The organism is Chryseobacterium sp. UF-81 (assembly GCF_058245105.1).
The window spans coordinates 48,088-63,292 of the sequence record NZ_JBSIBX010000007.1 but is presented as its reverse complement, the minus strand read 5'-3'; the positions used below and the strand labels follow the sequence as shown (position 1 = coordinate 63,292).

Sequence of the window (15,205 nt, the reverse complement as noted above, 5' to 3'; positions counted from 1 at the left end):
ATCTGGAACTCATCAGATTTCCAGTCTACATCAAATGACAGAAACAAGTCCGCAACAGATCTCTGTAAAAAAAATACTTCCGCTTATCCTGGCCACCGCTATCTTTATGCAGATGCTGGATTCCACGATCCTGAACACTTCCCTGCCCTCCATAGCCAAAGACCTCAATGAATCACCGCTTAATATGCAGAATGCCATCATCAGCTACGTTCTGACCCTGGCCGTTTTCATGCCTGCAAGCGGGTTCCTGGCAGACAGGTTCGGAACCAAAAAAGTATTCATTTTTTCTCTGATCCTTTTCAGCTTAGGCTCCCTGTTCTGTTCCATGTCACAAAATCTCACCCACCTGGTTATTTCAAGAGTAATCCAGGGAGTCGGAGGCAGCCTGATGACACCGGTAGGAAAGCTGGCGCTGATCAAAACTTTCGATAAAAACGAATTGCTTAAAGCCATGAACTTCGCCATCATCCCTGCACTGATAGGCCCTGTACTCGGCCCACTGGTCGGAGGGTATATGGTAGATTATCTTTCATGGCACTGGATCTTCCTGATCAATATTCCGATTGGGCTATTGGGGATTATTTTAGGCTTAAAATATATGCCGAATTACAAATCCACGGATGTTGACTTTGACTTAAAAGGATTTTTAATTTTTGCTGCTGCATCATTATTGTTATCCATTTCACTGGAATTATTCGGAGATATGCAGAATATCAGTCCGGTACTTTTTGTCTTTATTCTGGGCTTTTTATTCCTGTACTATTATTACAGACATGCCAGAAGAGGCGGTAATCCTATTTTTCCACTGGATCTGTTTCAGGTAAGAACATTCAGGGTAGGAATTGTCGGAAACATGGCTACCCGTTTAGGGATCAGCTCCGTTCCACTTCTGCTTCCGCTGATGATACAGATCGCCTACAAACAGTCGGCAGTAACTTCGGGGTGGATCATTGCTCCGATGGCGCTTACCGCTATATTCGGGAAATCATCAGTTATTAAAATTTTAGATAAATACGGCTACCGGCAGACCTTAATGGTGAATACATTCATCATCGGAACGCTGATCTGCCTTCTTGCCATTCCCAATATCCATACTTCTTTGTACTGGTTTGTCCCGATTATTGCCATATTAGGATTTTTCAACTCCATTCAGTTCACTTCCATGAATACCATTTCTATTGCAGATCTCAGAAATTTCCAGACCAGCAGCGGCAATTCATTGATATCAGTCAATCAGCAGCTGGCTATCGGCTTCGGGATCGCTTTCGGATTGATTGTTTTAAAATTGTTTGAGAATTCTGACCTTATTGATGGCGAAATGCACAATGCTTTCCGCTACACCTTCCTTACCATAGGTATACTGACCATCATATCAGGCTTTGTTTTCAGAAGGCTCCATATTTCAGATGGAAAGAATATGAAATCTAAGGAAGATTAATAAGTTCTCTCACCTTTGCCTTTTTACGAACTTAACACAGATCAATGCAGCTGAATCTCCGCTACCGTACTTTTGTTATATAAAATTCAAAATATTATGACAACGAAAAAAGTAGAAATCGTAGTATCCCCAAAACCTGCACATTTTGTAGGCGATGGTTTTAGGGTTCATAATTTTATACCGGGGGTACAGGGACTGGACATGAAAAGAATGGACCCATTCATTATGCTTGATTACAATTCGAAATTTCATTTCAACGGTTCTGAAAGACCCAGAGGTGTAGGCGTTCATCCTCACAGAGGTTTTGAAACCGTCACTATAGCCTATCAGGGTAAGGTAGAACATCATGACAGTGCCGGTGGCGGCGGAATCATAGGCGAAGGCGATGTACAGTGGATGACTGCAGCAAAAGGCGTTCTTCACAAAGAATATCACGAAACCGAATGGTCCAAAAAAGGCGGTATTTTTCAGATGGTCCAGCTATGGGTCAATCTTCCGGCTAAAGATAAAATGAGCAGCCCAAAATACCAGGCTATAGAAAATTCAGCGATGGAACGCGTTGATCTGGGTGAAAATAGCTTTGTAGAACTCATTGCGGGAGAATACAACGGACACAAAGGTCCGGCTGATACTTTTACCCCATTGAATATGATGAATGCCAAATTAAAAGCCGGCGGAAAAGCTGAATTTAGTTTCCCTGCTCATTTTAATACAGCAGCATTGGTCATTGAAGGAAGCATTACGATAAACGGAGAAGAAAAAGCAGCAGCTGACCATCTTGTTTTATTTAAAAACGAAGGTGAAATGTTCAGTATTGAAGCTCAGGAAGATACAGTAGTACTCATCATCAGCGGAGAACCTATTAATGAACCTATCTATCCTCATGGACCTTTTGTGATGAATTCGCGGGAAGAAATCATGCAGGCTTTCGAAGATTTCAACACCGGAAAGTTCGGCTTTCTGGAAGACTAGAGAATTAAATTTATCTTAATCTTAGATTATTCCTTTTTTATTAACTTTATATACTTGTGTTTGGTAAAATGTAAAGACGCACAGCTCAAACCATTTTGTGTCTTTACAATTCCGCCAACCGACTTACTACAAAAATTATGAAACCAGAATTTGAAAATATACCCCTTGTAAAAGCAGGCAAAAGATTCGAAATAGAAATCGACGGGCACTTCGCATTTATCGATTACCGTGAAATGGGCCACCAGATTGCCTTGGTACACACGGAAACGGATCCTGAACTTGCCGGAACCGGAGCAGCCACTGCCGTTGTAGAGAAAACATTAGCTTACATTGAAGAAAATGGAAAAAAACTTCTTCCGTTCTGTCCGTATGTTTTTGCCTATATTAAGAAACATCCTGAGTGGAAACGCATTGTTGATGAGAGATTTGAAGGATACGACAAACTTTAAGTATACATTTCCAGATCTATCATTCACTAAACAGAATTTAAAAAACATTACTTTATTATGTCAAATATTGGACTTATTATAGAAGAAAAGGCTGCAGATATAGGGAATTTCCTGGTGGGAAGACTTCTTCCCTTCCGTGAAAAAAGAGCGGTAGGACCTTTCGTTTTCATCGATCATATGGGACCTTCTGAGCTGAAGGACTATCAGAATCTTGATGTTCCTCCGCATCCGCATATCGGTTTGTCTACTTTAACCTATCTTTTGGAAGGATCTATTTTTCACAGGGACAGCATTGGAAGTGCCGTTGAAATAAAACCGGGAGCTGTGAACTGGATGACCGCCGGAAAAGGCGTGGTACATTCGGAGAGAACTCCTGAATACCTTAGACACAGTGATAAAAGGCTTCACGGATTCCAGATCTGGGTGGGTCTTCCGAAACACCTTGAGCAGACAGAACCTACTTTCCATCATATTGAAGCAGATGAAATCCCGGTATGGGAAGAAGACGGAATTCAGTATAAACTAATTGCCGGTGAGGCGTTCGGAAGAACATCTGCAGTTCCTGTTCACAGTAAACTGTTTTTTATCGAGATCAAAACCAAAGAGGCAAAGAAAATAAGCATAGGTAAAGATCTTTACGGTGAAGCAGCGATGTATGTACTGGACGGAACGGTTTCCACAGAAGGAAATTCTTACGGCTCGAAACAGCTGATGATCGCCAAAGACACCAAACTTTGTGAATTTGAAATGAGTGAAAACGGTACGGTCTATCTTTTTGGGGGCGAGCCTTTTGATGAGGAACGTTTTATATTCTGGAATTTTGTGAACTCGGATAAGGCAATGATTGACCAGGCTAAAATCAACTGGAATGATCAGAACCACGATGCGTTTCCCCTCGTTCCCGGTGACGAAAAAGAATACGTTCCGCTTCCTAAAGCTATTTTAAACAGAAAATAACGGTTATTACAGATTAGTAAACCATGAAAATATTAGCATTTGCAGGAAGTACATCTTCCACTTCAATCAACAGGGAACTGGTAAAATTTGTTCTGAAAGATTTCCAGGATGAAGAGATTAACCTGATAGACCTCAATGATTTTACTATGCCGGTTTTCTCTGTAGATCTTGAAAAGAAGGGATTTCCGGATGAAGCTCACAACTTTTTAAAAGTAATAGAAGAATGTGACGTGATCATCTGTTCGCTTGCAGAGCATAACAGGTCTTACAGTGCGGCTTTTAAAAATGTCTTCGACTGGTCTTCAAGGATCAATGTCAAAGTATTTCAGAACAAACCGATGCTTCTGATGAGCACTTCTCCGGGAGGTTATGGAGGCGGCAATGTGATGAATACGGCAAAGACCTTTTTCCCACAGTTTGCTGCAGATATCAAAGATACCTTCTCGCTTCCAAAGTTTTATGAAAATTTTGACCTTGAAAGCGGCGTTATCAATCCTGATATGCTTCAGGAACTTAAAGACAAGATAGAGAACTTTAAAAACACGGTTAAAACCAATGACTAAGGGAAGACTTGAAGCTTTCAGTGATGGTGTTTTAGCGATCATCATTACCATTATGGTCCTTGAGCTGAAGGTTCCGGAAGGCAGCAGCTGGGGCAGCCTCAAGCCTCTTCTGCCCAGGTTTCTTGCTTATATTTTTAGTTTTATTTATGTAGGAATCTACTGGAACAATCACCATCACCTTTTTCAGGCAGTAAAAAAAGTGAACGGAAGTATTCTATGGGCCAATCTCCACCTGCTGTTCTGGCTTTCGCTGATGCCTATCGCTACAGAATGGATCGGGACAACCCATTTTGCAAGTAATCCGGTGGCAGCCTATGGAATCTGTGTCATTATGTCTGCAGTAGCCTATACGATTTTAGAGAACCAGATTGTTCGTCACGAAGGTGAAGACTCCAAGCTTAAAGAAGCTATACACTCAAAGTTTAAAGAATATATCTCGATTATTTTTTATGTTCTCGGAATCGCTGTTTCATTTTTTTATCCTTATATTGCCATAGGTTTTTATTATCTCGTGGCTCTCATATGGCTGATTCCGGACCGAAGAATCGAAAAATCCCTAAAAGAAAATTAATATGGAAACACACGAATATCCCAACGGCAACATTACGGTCATCTGGCAGCCCCAGAAGTGCATCCACTCGGCTGTCTGCGTAAAAATGCTTCCCAAAGTCTACAATCCTAAAGACAGACCCTGGATAAAAGCCGAAAACGCAAGTCCTGAAGAACTCAAAAACCAGATAGATCAATGCCCTTCAGGAGCATTAAGTTATAAATTCAATACAAAACAATAATGGCTGTAACGGTAAAAGCGAGTTTAGGAAAAACAAAATATTATACTGAGGTAACGGCCGGTGAGAACCAGATCATTACTGATGAACCTATAGATAAAGGCGGCCAGAATAAAGGTTTCAACCCAATGGAAATCTTAGCCACATCCCTGGCAAGCTGTACTGCTGCCACTTTAAGAATGTACATCGAAAGAAAGGAATGGGACGTGGAAAACATCAACGTAGAAGTAGAACTCGAAAATTTCCCTCTAACGAAAAGAGCTGTATTCAAAAGAGACATCAGTTTTGAAGGCATTCTGGATGATGAACAGCTGAAAAGACTGCATACCATTGCCGATGCCTGTCCCGTACACAAAATATTAACCAACGATATAGAAATACTAACCAAATTCTCATAATATGACCGAAGTAAAACAAAACAACGACGAAAAACACGGAAGTTTTGAGGCTTTCATAGATGGAAAACGCGCAGGATTAATGACTTATACCTGGGCCGGAGAAGAAAGATTTATCATTGACCACACGGAGGTGGAAGAAGACTACAACGGAAAAGGTGTAGGAAAAGACATGCTCCTGGCAGCAGTAGATTTTGCCAGAAAAAATAACAAAAAGATCATTCCGCTTTGCCCGTTTGCCAAAGCTAGTTTTCAGAAAAGTGAAGAATTACAGGATGTTCTAGTTAATTAAGACTATTTCTGTCCTTCAGATACAGACCTTTCAGATGTTTTACTCTGGAAGGTTTTTTCTTTTTGACCAGAACAGAAAAAAACTATATTTGCTAAAATTTAAAATTTCAGCATGAATTCAGGAACTATCCTTTTGCTATTTGTCTTTATCTATTTCGTTGGCCTTTTGGTGATTTCCTATTTCACAAGCCGGAATTCTGATAACCAGTCATTTTTTATCGGTAATAAGAAAAGTAAATGGTGGCTCGTTGCTTTTGGAATGATAGGAACCAGCTTAAGCGGGGTTACCTTTATTTCAGTTCCGGGAACGGTCGGAAAAATGACAGGCACTGAATATATTTTCGGAGGCTTTGAGTATTATATGATGGTTATTGGCTTTTTTATCGGATATTTTATAGTTGCCGCCATATTGCTTCCGCTATATTACAAGATGAATCTGACTTCTATTTACACCTATCTGGGGAAAAGGTTTAATGTAGAAGCCCATAAAATAGGTTCTATATTTTTTATCATTTCCAGGGCTATTGGCGCTACTGCCAGGTTGTATCTGGTGGTTAATGTTTTACAGATATTTTTACTGGAAGGCCTCGGAGTTCCGTTTTGGGTTACCGCACTTGTACTGTTACTGATGGTTCTTTTATATACTTTTGAAGGAGGTGTAAAAACCATTGTGATTACAGATACACTGCAGACCTCCTTTATGATTATCAGCTTAATTGCCTGTATCGTTTATATTCTATCCAATCTGAATTTATCTTTTGGTGAAGCATATACCATTTTGGAACAGAAAAACTATACTCATTTCATCAATTTTGATCCTAATTCCAAAACGTTTTTCCTCAAAACCATTTTAGGAGGAATTTTTATCACAATCGCTATGACGGGTCTGGATCAGGAAATGATGCAGAAAAACATTTCCGTGGACAATCTTCAGAATTCAAAGAAAAACATGCTGACCTTCGCAGGAACCTTACTTTTTGTCAATTTGGCATTCCTATTTTTAGGAGGTTTGCTTTATCTTTTTGCTTTACAGAACGGTGCAGAATATGGATTGGCAAAATCTGAAACCGTTACCAATATTTTCGGCTTCAAGGATGCCGCAGGAAATATAAAAAATATTATGGGAGACGACCTCTTCCCTGCTTTATCACTTCAGGGACATTTCCCAATGCTGATCTCCGTTATTTTTATTATCGGACTTATTTCTGCATTATTTCCTTCGGCTGATGGTGCCCTAACGGCAGTAACCAGCTCATACTGTGTAGATCTATTAAGCCTTAATGAAGATAAAACCAAAACCGAAAAGGAAAAGAAACACCTTCGTATGAAAGTTCACCTGACGTTCACCGTCGTTTTTTTCATTCTGATCATGGTTTTTAAAGCCATGAATGATAAATCGATCGTTTATCTGATCATGGAAATTGCCGGCTATACTTACGGACCACTTTTGGGGCTTTTTGCCTTCGGAATTTTTACCAAATTTCAGATTTCAAGAAAATATGCCATCCTTGCTGTTACGATTTTAGCACCTGTCATCACTTATTTAATCAATTTATCCGTTACCACTTATACTGATTACAGAATTGGTGTAGAACTTATTGTTCTTAACGGACTGCTTACGTTTATTGGTTTATGGCTGGTGAAGAACAAACAATATTTAAAAGTAGTATAATCAGGAAAATAGTTTTAAATCCTTAATCACATCTCAATGGTTTTCTGTTGTGGCATCTGGTAAACTTAAAATAATATATCATGAAATCATCAATATTCCTGGCTATTGCCTTGCTTTTAAGCGAACTTATAAACGCACAAAATGCTGTTGACTTTGCCAATCTTTCCAGGTACAAAGATGACAATACAGCAATTTTAAATGCAAAGAAAAAAGTGGATGTGGTATTTATGGGCAATTCCATTACGGAAGGCTGGGTAAAAAACCACCCGGAGTTTTTTTCTGAGAATAATTATACAGGCAGGGGAATCAGCGGGCAAACCTCTTCACAAATGCTGCTGCGGTTTCAAAATGATGTTGTTGCTCTAAAGCCTAAGCTGGTGATCATTAATGCCGGCACTAATGATATTGCTCAAAACGCAGGTACTTATGACCAGGACTTTACCTTTAACAATATTAAAACGATGGCTGATATTGCCCGAAGCAACGGAATTAAAGTAATTATTGCCTCTGTACTTCCTGCAGCTGCATTTCCCTGGCGTAAAGAAATAACGGATGTGCCTCAGAAAGTAGATGCTTTGAACAGCAGGTTAAAACAGTATTCGCTCAGCAATAAGCTCACTTTTATCGATTATAATACAGCAATGCGCGATGAAAAAGGCGGTATGCGTGAAGGTCTTTCAAAGGACGGCATCCATCCCAATCCTGCTGGTTATACCATCATGGAATCGGTTATTAAAAAGATTATTGATAAAGCACTAGGAAAAAAATAAGCACCATACATTCTAAAAACAAAAACTAAATAACAGCCATGAAAAAAATTATTTTACTTTTCGGATTCTTACTAACATTCGGATTTACATGTGCACAGGATTTTGAGGTTTCTACCTTAAGAATCGGGCCCTACAAAGTTTTTATGGAAAAAACTGAAGCTGAAAAAATTGCAGGAACAAAATTGAAAATAACGGACGGACAGATCAAAAATACTGTAAAATATAGTGGAGAACTGATTATACTTGATCTTTATGAAAATTATATCAGTGAAGCCCAACCAAATGTAGCAAGCATTATGGGAATCACAACCACCAGTAAAAAGTTCAAAACAAAAAGCGGAATCGGGATCGGAAATACAAAAGATGATCTCATTAATGCTTATCGAAATTACCCCAGCTTTACAGTACATCCTGCCTGGGACGACAAGAGTGAAAAACGACTTCAAGATGCGGGATACTTCACTTTGGAAGATCTTGATGCCGGAACACAGCTTTCTTTTAAATTTGTCAACAATATTATTACAGAAATTTCAGTATACCTGAATGAAGGCTGTTAAAATCAGTATTTCACAGAAATAATTCTAAATCCGGATCATCAATCCGGATTTTTGCATTTCCGTAAGCCGTTAAAAAATTGTAAATTCGCGTGCAAATAAATCAGATATAATGAGTAAAAGTATCGAAGAGTTAAAATCTCTTACTACGCAGATCAGAAGAGACATTTTAAGAATGGTTCACGCTGTAAATTCAGGACATCCGGGTGGAAGCTTGGGTTGTACGGAATACTTTACAGCGCTTTTTGGGAATGTAATGAACTATAATCTTCCTTTCACCATGGAGGGGAAAAATGAGGATCATTTTTATCTTTCAAACGGGCATATTTCGCCGGTTTACTATTCTACTTTAGCAAGATTTAATTTCTTTCCGGTAGATGAGTTGAGAACTTTCAGAAAACTGGATTCAAGACTTCAGGGACACCCTACTACCCATGAAGGTCTTCCGGGGATCAGAATTGCTTCCGGATCTCTTGGTCAGGGTCTTTCTGTAGCACTTGGTGTAGCCCAAGGCAAAAAACTGGACGGAGATAAGTCTCTAGTCTATACACTTCACGGAGACGGTGAGCTTCAGGAAGGTCAGGTTTGGGAAGCATTGATGTATGCTGCTGCCAAGAAAGTGGACAACATCATCTCAACTATTGACTACAACGGACGCCAGATTGATGGTGATACGGATGATGTATTAAGCTTAGGAAACCTGCATGCTAAACTTGAGGCATTTGGATGGACTGTTTTGGAAGAGAAAAACGGTAATGATCTTGAAGCTGTGATTGCGATCCTTGAGAAAGCAAAAACTGAAACAGGAAAAGGAAAACCTGTAGTAATCATTCTTCATACAGAAATGGGTGCTGGTGTAGATTATATGATGGGCAGTCATGCATGGCATGGAAAAGCTCCGAATGATGAGCAGCTTGACACCGCATTCAAACAATTATATCTGGAGGCTCCTGCCGATTATTAATAATAAATGATCAATGATGATGGTTTAAATCTTAAGGAAAAATATCATTGATCACTATCAAAAACTTTAGTAAAAATGAAATATACATATACAGAAAAAAAGGATACGCGTTCAGGATTCGGAGCCGGATTAGCAGAACTTGCCGACAAAAACCCTAATGTAGTGGCACTTTGTGCAGACCTTATCGGTTCTTTGAAAATGGAAAAGTTCATTGAAAAAGCACCGGAAAGATTCTTTCAGATAGGTATTGCAGAGGCTAACATGATGGGAATTGCTGCAGGTTTAAGCATTACAGGAAAAATTCCTTTTACAGGAACTTTCGCGAACTTCTCTACTTCAAGAGTGTATGACCAGATCCGTCAGTCTATTGCTTATTCAGGAAAAAATGTAAAGATCTGTGCCTCTCACGCCGGCCTTACTTTAGGGGAAGACGGTGCTACGCACCAGGTTTTGGAAGATATCGGTATGATGAAAATGCTTCCGGGCATGACGGTAATCAACCCTTGTGATTATAATCAGACTAAGGCGGCTACTATCGCTATCGCTGAGCATGATGGTCCTGTGTATTTAAGATTCGGAAGACCTACCGTTCCTGTATTTATTCCTGAAGATATGCCTTTCGAAATTGGAAAAGGAATTCTTCTTCAGGAGGGTACTGATGTAACGATTGTTGCAACCGGACATCTTGTTTGGGAATCTCTTGTAGCAGCAGATGAGCTTGAAAAAGAAGGTATTTCTTGTGAGGTGATCAACATCCACACCATTAAACCTCTGGATGAGGAGATCATCATCAAATCTGTTGAAAAAACAGGTAAGATCGTTACAGCTGAAGAGCACAACTATCTTGGCGGTTTAGGGGAATCTGTTGCAGGAATGCTGGCCAGAAAAAGACCTACAAGACAGGAATTTGTTGCAGTAAACGATACTTTCGGAGAATCTGCTACTCCTGCAGAATTGATGAAGAAATATAAGATCGATGCAACTGCTGTGAAAGAGGCTGTAAAGAGAATTTTAGCAAACTAAGATAAGCTATATCATATAAGCTCGGCTGTTTCTTCGAAACAGCCGAGCTTTTTTTGACCACCCCGTCAGATCTTCGATCTGCCACCCCTCCGGAGGAGGGGAATGGTCGCAGTACCTATTGTGAAGTAAATAGGAATTCTTGCATCCCGGCAATTAAACCCTTTACTGAGGTCTGTTGATGGGAATATCGAGCACATCAAGCACAGGATATAATATATTTTCCAGAAATTCCTCTTCTTTTAACCGGGATGCTTTAGAACCTGAAAAATAATTGCTGATCCTGTAGTTTTTGACAAACTGGTTTCTTTTTTTTCCGATAACATAATAGTAGGCACCGCTTTCATCATTAATGAAGTAGGTCATCTCATCAAAGCTCATAATTTTTTTAGTAAGAAATAGTCTTCTGTAGATATTCTTTTCCCTCTTATCGAAAATATATTTTACAGGAACTCTAAAAAAAAGATCCCATAGAAAATAAACCATATAAACTCCCCATATAACGGAGGCAATGGTAAAGGTATTTTCAGATAGTATATTTCTGAGATAATACATCACCGGAACTGCAAGAATTCCAACGCCTAACCACCATCTTAAAGTACTCAGGGAGCTGTAATCAGGCATAAAACTTATTTCACTGCCGTTATCATCAAATTTATATCGGTCTTTAGTATTCATCGTAAGTTTTCATTTAAACCCATAATATCTTCGGTTTCATTTACCATTTTCTGTATGCTTTTGTGGGTAAGGGCCTGTCCTATCATAAATTTATGTTCTTTTCCATTAACCTCAAAATGAATATTTAGAAATACATTCATAGGAATGAACCCCAGATATTTCGTCGTCAAAACTTCAAAATTTGTAAAATCCTGGAAAGCATAGGTCTTTGCAGAAACAAAAACGCTGGGTTTACAGGTAATGGTCTGTTGCTGAGGATCAATCACAAACTTTTTTGCAAAAAAATTAGCAATGATAAGTCCTACAACCACAATTAAGAATAGGCCCAACAAAGGGAAATTATACTTATAAGCAAGCCCTGCAGCAATAAATATAAGAATAGCCAATACCGAACTAAATATAGGCTGGTTTTTGAAAATAAAAAGAGCTCCTTCTTTTTTGTAAAATTGATAAGTGTTCATAATAAATTGTGATATATTTTAATGTTTAATTATTTTATCCGGATGTATAGCGTTTTGCAATCTCATCGTCACTGATGGTTGTAAAAGTATTCAGATCTGTTTTAAAGTAAGTGTCATGAACTGAAAAATAGGCATCTAATGTCACCTGGGCCTTCTCTGCAGCTTTTTTCCAGCAGTCGGAGAACCAGCTTTCAAACAATGTGTATTTTTCATCATTATATTCATCCCAAAAATCATCGAAATCATCTTCTTCTTCATATTGCTCGTGAAATTCCGAAGCTGAGTTCCATATCTTTTCAGGCAGAAAATAGGTCCATTCTTTACTTTCACCAATCTGTTCTTTCCTTTGACCGGGTAATTTCACAGCACCAGTGATGATCTCTCCATTTTTATCTGCAGCCCAAGCTACGATATCCAGATAATCGTATTCATATTCAAAATATAGGGCTTTAATATCAGTTTTAGTCTTTCCACTGAGATAATCTGCATTTTCTCCTTTGAGCATTTGTACAAGATTTTCAATGAATTCACCTTTAATTTCCTCAAGATGATTTTTTAACTCAATATTGAGTTGTTTGAGGCTTTTCATACATTGATTTTGTCATTTAAGTTTTGATGATGCTGTTAAGATGCAAAAATAGATGAAAAAAATAAATCTTCCAGTCATGATTTAATGTATTTTATACATCATTTTTTTGTATGTACAATACATCACCTGTATGTACAAAACCGCTATCAGAGTATTTATTTTAATAATTCAATTTATAATATCAAATCTCACATTCCACATGCCGTAATGGATAAAATTTCATAACCCGGGTATTTTTAAGATTTATTTTAATCTGTACAATACATTTATAAAACTCACAAAAAAAATACATACTACTCACATCGAAGGGATATAATTATTTATAGTTTTGAAATAATCAACGTTGATTGAAATTCGATATTTCGCCTGTAAGTGTACAGTATGGGATGGAACAAGAGAATGTCAAAACCCATGTCAGGGCTTATATGACAACACAGATTTTAACAAAAAAATTATTCAATTATGAAAAAGCTTCAAGGAATGAAGAATGACTTTTCTTCATTAGAAAACAAAAAACTGAAAAATTTACAGTCAATCACTGGAGGAGATGATACATCAAGAACTTCAGAGCCAACATTATGCGGCCCTAATTGCTCTGATACAGCATACTACAAAGATGGTACTAAGACGATGACTTTAACCATTGAGGGAGCCAATCCTACTACAGCTTATTAATTAGGTTTAGAACAAACAGGACTGTTATAGTCCTGTTTGTTATCCATTCAAGCAGTTTTAATTTATTGTGAAAGGAAATCCTATATATGAAACAAAATCAACATATCAGATACCTGAGTCTAACTTCTATAATTATCTGTTTTTTCTTTTACTGCTGTAAAAGCAGGGATTATATCACTTACTACAACAAAGTAAACGAGATCGACAGCATGTACAGAATGGCCAAACAGCCTGAAAAAGCGATAAAAAAATACAAAAAATTGTTCAGGAAATACCGCCCCCTCAATCAGGAGCGTATAGAGGAATATGAAACCTACATCAGGGTTTCAGATAAGTATGGCAAAAATTTCGGAGGTCAAAAAAGCCTTTATCGCCTGATTCCTTTAATTGCCCCTTACTGGAGATATAAAAAGGAAGATCCGAAATTCATAAACCTTTATAAAAAATACGGAATTGACAGCCTGAGCATGGAACAGAAAGTTGCACTCTGGGAAAGTAAGCATAACAAGATACTGATTGATTCTTTTGTTGTTGCAATTGCTCGTGATAAATATGGAGAACGTCTTAATAATTCTGACCGTGTTGAAAATGACCTGAAAAATGCTGAACTGTTGAAATGGACTTTTAAGAACCATGGTTTTCCTTCCAAACAAAAAATTGGTTTATACTATAAGGATACTTTCATACCTATGGATGTAATAATTCTTCACATGGCAGATTATGATGAATACCATCCGTACTTCAAAGCAAAAATCCTGGAATATGTAAAGTCCGGCGAGTGTCCCCCACGAGATTACGCTGCTATGGTGGACCGAAATAACCTGCATCATAAAGCGCCTTATACCTATGGTGTTTATCAGTGGACACAGAATATAACCGATTCAGCTAAAGTAAACCGAAACCGGAAAAGTATAGGACTGCCAAGCTTGAAATACCGAAACAAATTAGCAAAAGACTTTTCTGATAGCCTGAAAACCAAATGATACTGATATTTTCTGATAATAACGACAGAACAACGATAGAAGTTATACGTTGGCTGGCAGCCCTTAAGAAAGACTTTATTCTTGTGAATGATGATGAGTTTTTTGACATTAAAGTTGATAAAAAGCGGTTCTTTCTGCAAAGCCAGAAAAACAGCTTCTTTCTTGATGATATACAAAGCGTGTGGTACAGGAGAGGAGGAATTTTCTTCAAACGCTATCAATACAGCAACAATTCTATTAATATCTATATGAATGAAACCCAGCACTGGCTGGAAGATTATATACTCAAGACTTTAGAATCCAAAAAGCATATCAACAAGCAAAGTAACAGTCACGTCAATAAACTCCTGGTATTAGAGTATGCACAGAATATAGGACTGAATGTTCCTGAGTATTTTCTGGCTGAAAATACCGATGAAGTAATTCCCGGAAAAACGATCACAAAAGCAATTACCGGAAATGCTTCTCTGGATAATATTTCAGAAAACAAAGATGGAATGCTATATACGAGTATCATTGATAAAAAAGAGAAAGAGTCATTCTTTATTTCTTTTTTTCAGGAAAAAATAGAAAAAGATTTTGAGATCAGAACTTTTTATTTAAACGGTGAATGCTATTCAATGGCTATTTTTTCTCAGAATGATGATCAGACGAAAACAGATTTCAGAAAATATAATAATGAAAAACCGAATAGAAATATCAGATATACTCTTCCAAAGGAAATAGAAGACAAGATTCAAAAGCTGATGCAGATGCTGGATCTTAATTGTGGCTCTTTGGATTTTATTAAAAGCGGAAATCTCTATTACTTCCTGGAGGTAAATCCTGTGGGACAGTTTGCTAATGTAGCCTATCACTGTAATTATCCCCTATTTAAAAAAATTGCTGATTATTTATGAAAGAAAATTTTGGAGAAAAGCATAAGCTGCCTTTATCATTTAAACAGATGGAATATTGTGAACACACAGGCAAAAAGAACAATAAAA

20 protein-coding genes are annotated in these 15,205 nt (G+C 38.0%); 17 read left to right on the top strand and 3 right to left on the bottom strand.

Going from position 1 to position 15,205, the window contains the following annotated elements; translation table 11 throughout:
* The first annotated feature begins 34 nt into the window (after nt 1-34).
* The 14 genes from AC4IFE_RS11345 (at nt 35) to AC4IFE_RS11280 (ending at nt 10,836) form a co-directional block, all read left to right on the top strand.
* A complete protein-coding gene (locus tag AC4IFE_RS11345; RefSeq protein ID WP_490757150.1) occupies nt 35-1,438 on the top strand; it encodes an MFS transporter in 1,404 nt (467 codons plus the stop codon).
* A 96-nt stretch (nt 1,439-1,534) separates the two neighbouring features.
* Complete coding sequence (locus AC4IFE_RS11340) at nt 1,535-2,410, top strand: pirin family protein (protein ID WP_490757148.1); 876 nt, start codon at nt 1,535-1,537, stop codon at nt 2,408-2,410.
* Between the two features lie 137 nt (nt 2,411-2,547).
* Entirely contained in the window at nt 2,548-2,859 is a 312-nt protein-coding gene (locus AC4IFE_RS11335) for a GNAT family N-acetyltransferase (RefSeq protein WP_490757146.1), read from the top strand.
* A 57-nt stretch (nt 2,860-2,916) separates the two neighbouring features.
* Complete coding sequence (locus tag AC4IFE_RS11330; RefSeq protein ID WP_490757144.1) at nt 2,917-3,816, top strand: pirin family protein; 900 nt, start codon at nt 2,917-2,919, stop codon at nt 3,814-3,816.
* Nucleotides 3,817-3,839: 23 nt separating this feature from the next.
* The gene (locus AC4IFE_RS11325; RefSeq protein ID WP_490757142.1) at nt 3,840-4,379 is read left to right on the top strand and encodes an NADPH-dependent FMN reductase; all 540 of its coding nucleotides are present in this window, start codon (nt 3,840-3,842) and stop codon (nt 4,377-4,379) included.
* Nucleotides 4,372-4,950 carry a TMEM175 family protein gene (locus AC4IFE_RS11320; RefSeq protein WP_490757140.1) on the top strand — a complete coding sequence of 193 codons (579 nt, stop codon included), beginning with the start codon at nt 4,372-4,374 and terminating at the stop codon, nt 4,948-4,950. The genes AC4IFE_RS11325 and AC4IFE_RS11320 overlap by 8 nt, the downstream gene beginning before the upstream one ends.
* Nucleotide 4,951: 1 nt before the next feature.
* Nucleotides 4,952-5,170 carry a (4Fe-4S)-binding protein gene (locus tag AC4IFE_RS11315; protein WP_490757137.1) on the top strand — a complete coding sequence of 73 codons (219 nt, stop codon included), beginning with the start codon at nt 4,952-4,954 and terminating at the stop codon, nt 5,168-5,170.
* Nucleotides 5,170-5,565 (top strand): OsmC family protein, encoded by a 396-nt coding sequence (locus AC4IFE_RS11310; protein WP_306844012.1) that lies wholly within the window; start codon nt 5,170-5,172, stop codon nt 5,563-5,565. Before AC4IFE_RS11315 ends, AC4IFE_RS11310 begins: the two co-directional genes overlap by 1 nt.
* 1 nt (nt 5,566) lies before the next feature.
* Complete coding sequence (locus AC4IFE_RS11305; RefSeq protein WP_490757135.1) at nt 5,567-5,854, top strand: GNAT family N-acetyltransferase; 288 nt, start codon at nt 5,567-5,569, stop codon at nt 5,852-5,854.
* A gap of 111 nt (nt 5,855-5,965) precedes the next feature.
* Nucleotides 5,966-7,525 carry a sodium:solute symporter gene (locus tag AC4IFE_RS11300; protein WP_490757133.1) on the top strand — a complete coding sequence of 520 codons (1,560 nt, stop codon included), beginning with the start codon at nt 5,966-5,968 and terminating at the stop codon, nt 7,523-7,525.
* 80 nt (nt 7,526-7,605) lie between these two features.
* Nucleotides 7,606-8,295 (top strand): SGNH/GDSL hydrolase family protein, encoded by a 690-nt coding sequence (locus AC4IFE_RS11295; protein ID WP_490757131.1) that lies wholly within the window; start codon nt 7,606-7,608, stop codon nt 8,293-8,295.
* Between the two features lie 38 nt (nt 8,296-8,333).
* A complete protein-coding gene (locus AC4IFE_RS11290; protein ID WP_490757129.1) occupies nt 8,334-8,852 on the top strand; it encodes a hypothetical protein in 519 nt (172 codons plus the stop codon).
* A gap of 106 nt (nt 8,853-8,958) precedes the next feature.
* The gene (locus tag AC4IFE_RS11285) at nt 8,959-9,813 is read left to right on the top strand and encodes a transketolase (RefSeq protein WP_490757449.1); all 855 of its coding nucleotides are present in this window, start codon (nt 8,959-8,961) and stop codon (nt 9,811-9,813) included.
* 75 nt (nt 9,814-9,888) lie between these two features.
* Nucleotides 9,889-10,836, top strand: coding sequence for a transketolase family protein (locus AC4IFE_RS11280; RefSeq protein ID WP_490757127.1), 948 nt, complete (start codon nt 9,889-9,891; stop codon nt 10,834-10,836).
* A gap of 162 nt (nt 10,837-10,998) precedes the next feature.
* On the opposite strand, the gene AC4IFE_RS11275 is transcribed toward AC4IFE_RS11280, so the two are convergent.
* Genes AC4IFE_RS11275 through AC4IFE_RS11265 form a run of 3 tightly spaced genes read right to left on the bottom strand, consistent with a single transcriptional unit; the run spans nt 10,999 to nt 12,561 of the window.
* Nucleotides 10,999-11,511, bottom strand: coding sequence for a hypothetical protein (locus tag AC4IFE_RS11275; RefSeq protein WP_490757125.1), 513 nt, complete (start codon nt 11,509-11,511; stop codon nt 10,999-11,001).
* Nucleotides 11,508-11,972, bottom strand: a complete 465-nt coding sequence (locus AC4IFE_RS11270; RefSeq protein WP_490757123.1) for a hypothetical protein — start codon at nt 11,970-11,972, stop codon at nt 11,508-11,510. The genes AC4IFE_RS11275 and AC4IFE_RS11270 overlap by 4 nt, the downstream gene beginning before the upstream one ends.
* Nucleotides 11,973-12,006: 34 nt before the next feature.
* On the bottom strand, nt 12,007-12,561 hold the full coding sequence (locus tag AC4IFE_RS11265; protein WP_490757121.1) for a hypothetical protein: 555 nt from the start codon (nt 12,559-12,561) through the stop codon (nt 12,007-12,009).
* Between the two features lie 462 nt (nt 12,562-13,023).
* Between AC4IFE_RS11265 and AC4IFE_RS11260 the strand changes: the two genes are divergently transcribed.
* The 3 genes from AC4IFE_RS11260 (at nt 13,024) to gwsG (ending at nt 15,118) form a co-directional block, all read left to right on the top strand.
* A complete protein-coding gene (locus AC4IFE_RS11260; protein WP_490757119.1) occupies nt 13,024-13,236 on the top strand; it encodes a TIGR04139 family peptide modification target in 213 nt (70 codons plus the stop codon).
* A gap of 86 nt (nt 13,237-13,322) precedes the next feature.
* Nucleotides 13,323-14,219: a hypothetical protein gene (locus AC4IFE_RS11255; protein ID WP_490757117.1), complete on the top strand. Its 897-nt coding sequence runs from the start codon at nt 13,323-13,325 to the stop codon at nt 14,217-14,219.
* Nucleotides 14,216-15,118 (top strand): grasp-with-spasm system ATP-grasp peptide maturase, encoded by a 903-nt coding sequence (gwsG, locus tag AC4IFE_RS11250; RefSeq protein WP_490757115.1) that lies wholly within the window; start codon nt 14,216-14,218, stop codon nt 15,116-15,118. Before AC4IFE_RS11255 ends, gwsG begins: the two co-directional genes overlap by 4 nt.
* Nucleotides 15,119-15,205: the final 87 nt, after the last annotated feature.

What these genes read in the sequence shown, in the direction of transcription:
- AC4IFE_RS11345 (WP_490757150.1), top strand. Translation starts at nt 35, where the DNA reads ATGACAGAAACAAGTCCGCAACAGATCTCTGTAAAAAAAATACTTCCG.
- AC4IFE_RS11340 (WP_490757148.1), top strand. Translation starts at nt 1,535, where the DNA reads ATGACAACGAAAAAAGTAGAAATCGTAGTATCCCCAAAACCTGCACAT.
- AC4IFE_RS11335 (WP_490757146.1), top strand. Translation starts at nt 2,548, where the DNA reads ATGAAACCAGAATTTGAAAATATACCCCTTGTAAAAGCAGGCAAAAGA.
- AC4IFE_RS11330 (WP_490757144.1), top strand. Translation starts at nt 2,917, where the DNA reads ATGTCAAATATTGGACTTATTATAGAAGAAAAGGCTGCAGATATAGGG.
- AC4IFE_RS11325 (WP_490757142.1), top strand. Translation starts at nt 3,840, where the DNA reads ATGAAAATATTAGCATTTGCAGGAAGTACATCTTCCACTTCAATCAAC.
- AC4IFE_RS11320 (WP_490757140.1), top strand. Translation starts at nt 4,372, where the DNA reads ATGACTAAGGGAAGACTTGAAGCTTTCAGTGATGGTGTTTTAGCGATC.
- AC4IFE_RS11315 (WP_490757137.1), top strand. Translation starts at nt 4,952, where the DNA reads ATGGAAACACACGAATATCCCAACGGCAACATTACGGTCATCTGGCAG.
- AC4IFE_RS11310 (WP_306844012.1), top strand. Translation starts at nt 5,170, where the DNA reads ATGGCTGTAACGGTAAAAGCGAGTTTAGGAAAAACAAAATATTATACT.
- AC4IFE_RS11305 (WP_490757135.1), top strand. Translation starts at nt 5,567, where the DNA reads ATGACCGAAGTAAAACAAAACAACGACGAAAAACACGGAAGTTTTGAG.
- AC4IFE_RS11300 (WP_490757133.1), top strand. Translation starts at nt 5,966, where the DNA reads ATGAATTCAGGAACTATCCTTTTGCTATTTGTCTTTATCTATTTCGTT.
- AC4IFE_RS11295 (WP_490757131.1), top strand. Translation starts at nt 7,606, where the DNA reads ATGAAATCATCAATATTCCTGGCTATTGCCTTGCTTTTAAGCGAACTT.
- AC4IFE_RS11290 (WP_490757129.1), top strand. Translation starts at nt 8,334, where the DNA reads ATGAAAAAAATTATTTTACTTTTCGGATTCTTACTAACATTCGGATTT.
- AC4IFE_RS11280 (WP_490757127.1), top strand. Translation starts at nt 9,889, where the DNA reads ATGAAATATACATATACAGAAAAAAAGGATACGCGTTCAGGATTCGGA.
- AC4IFE_RS11275 (WP_490757125.1), bottom strand. Translation starts at nt 11,511, where the DNA reads ATGAATACTAAAGACCGATATAAATTTGATGATAACGGCAGTGAAATA.
- AC4IFE_RS11270 (WP_490757123.1), bottom strand. Translation starts at nt 11,972, where the DNA reads ATGAACACTTATCAATTTTACAAAAAAGAAGGAGCTCTTTTTATTTTC.
- AC4IFE_RS11265 (WP_490757121.1), bottom strand. Translation starts at nt 12,561, where the DNA reads ATGAAAAGCCTCAAACAACTCAATATTGAGTTAAAAAATCATCTTGAG.
- AC4IFE_RS11260 (WP_490757119.1), top strand. Translation starts at nt 13,024, where the DNA reads ATGAAAAAGCTTCAAGGAATGAAGAATGACTTTTCTTCATTAGAAAAC.
- AC4IFE_RS11255 (WP_490757117.1), top strand. Translation starts at nt 13,323, where the DNA reads ATGAAACAAAATCAACATATCAGATACCTGAGTCTAACTTCTATAATT.
- gwsG (WP_490757115.1), top strand. Translation starts at nt 14,216, where the DNA reads ATGATACTGATATTTTCTGATAATAACGACAGAACAACGATAGAAGTT.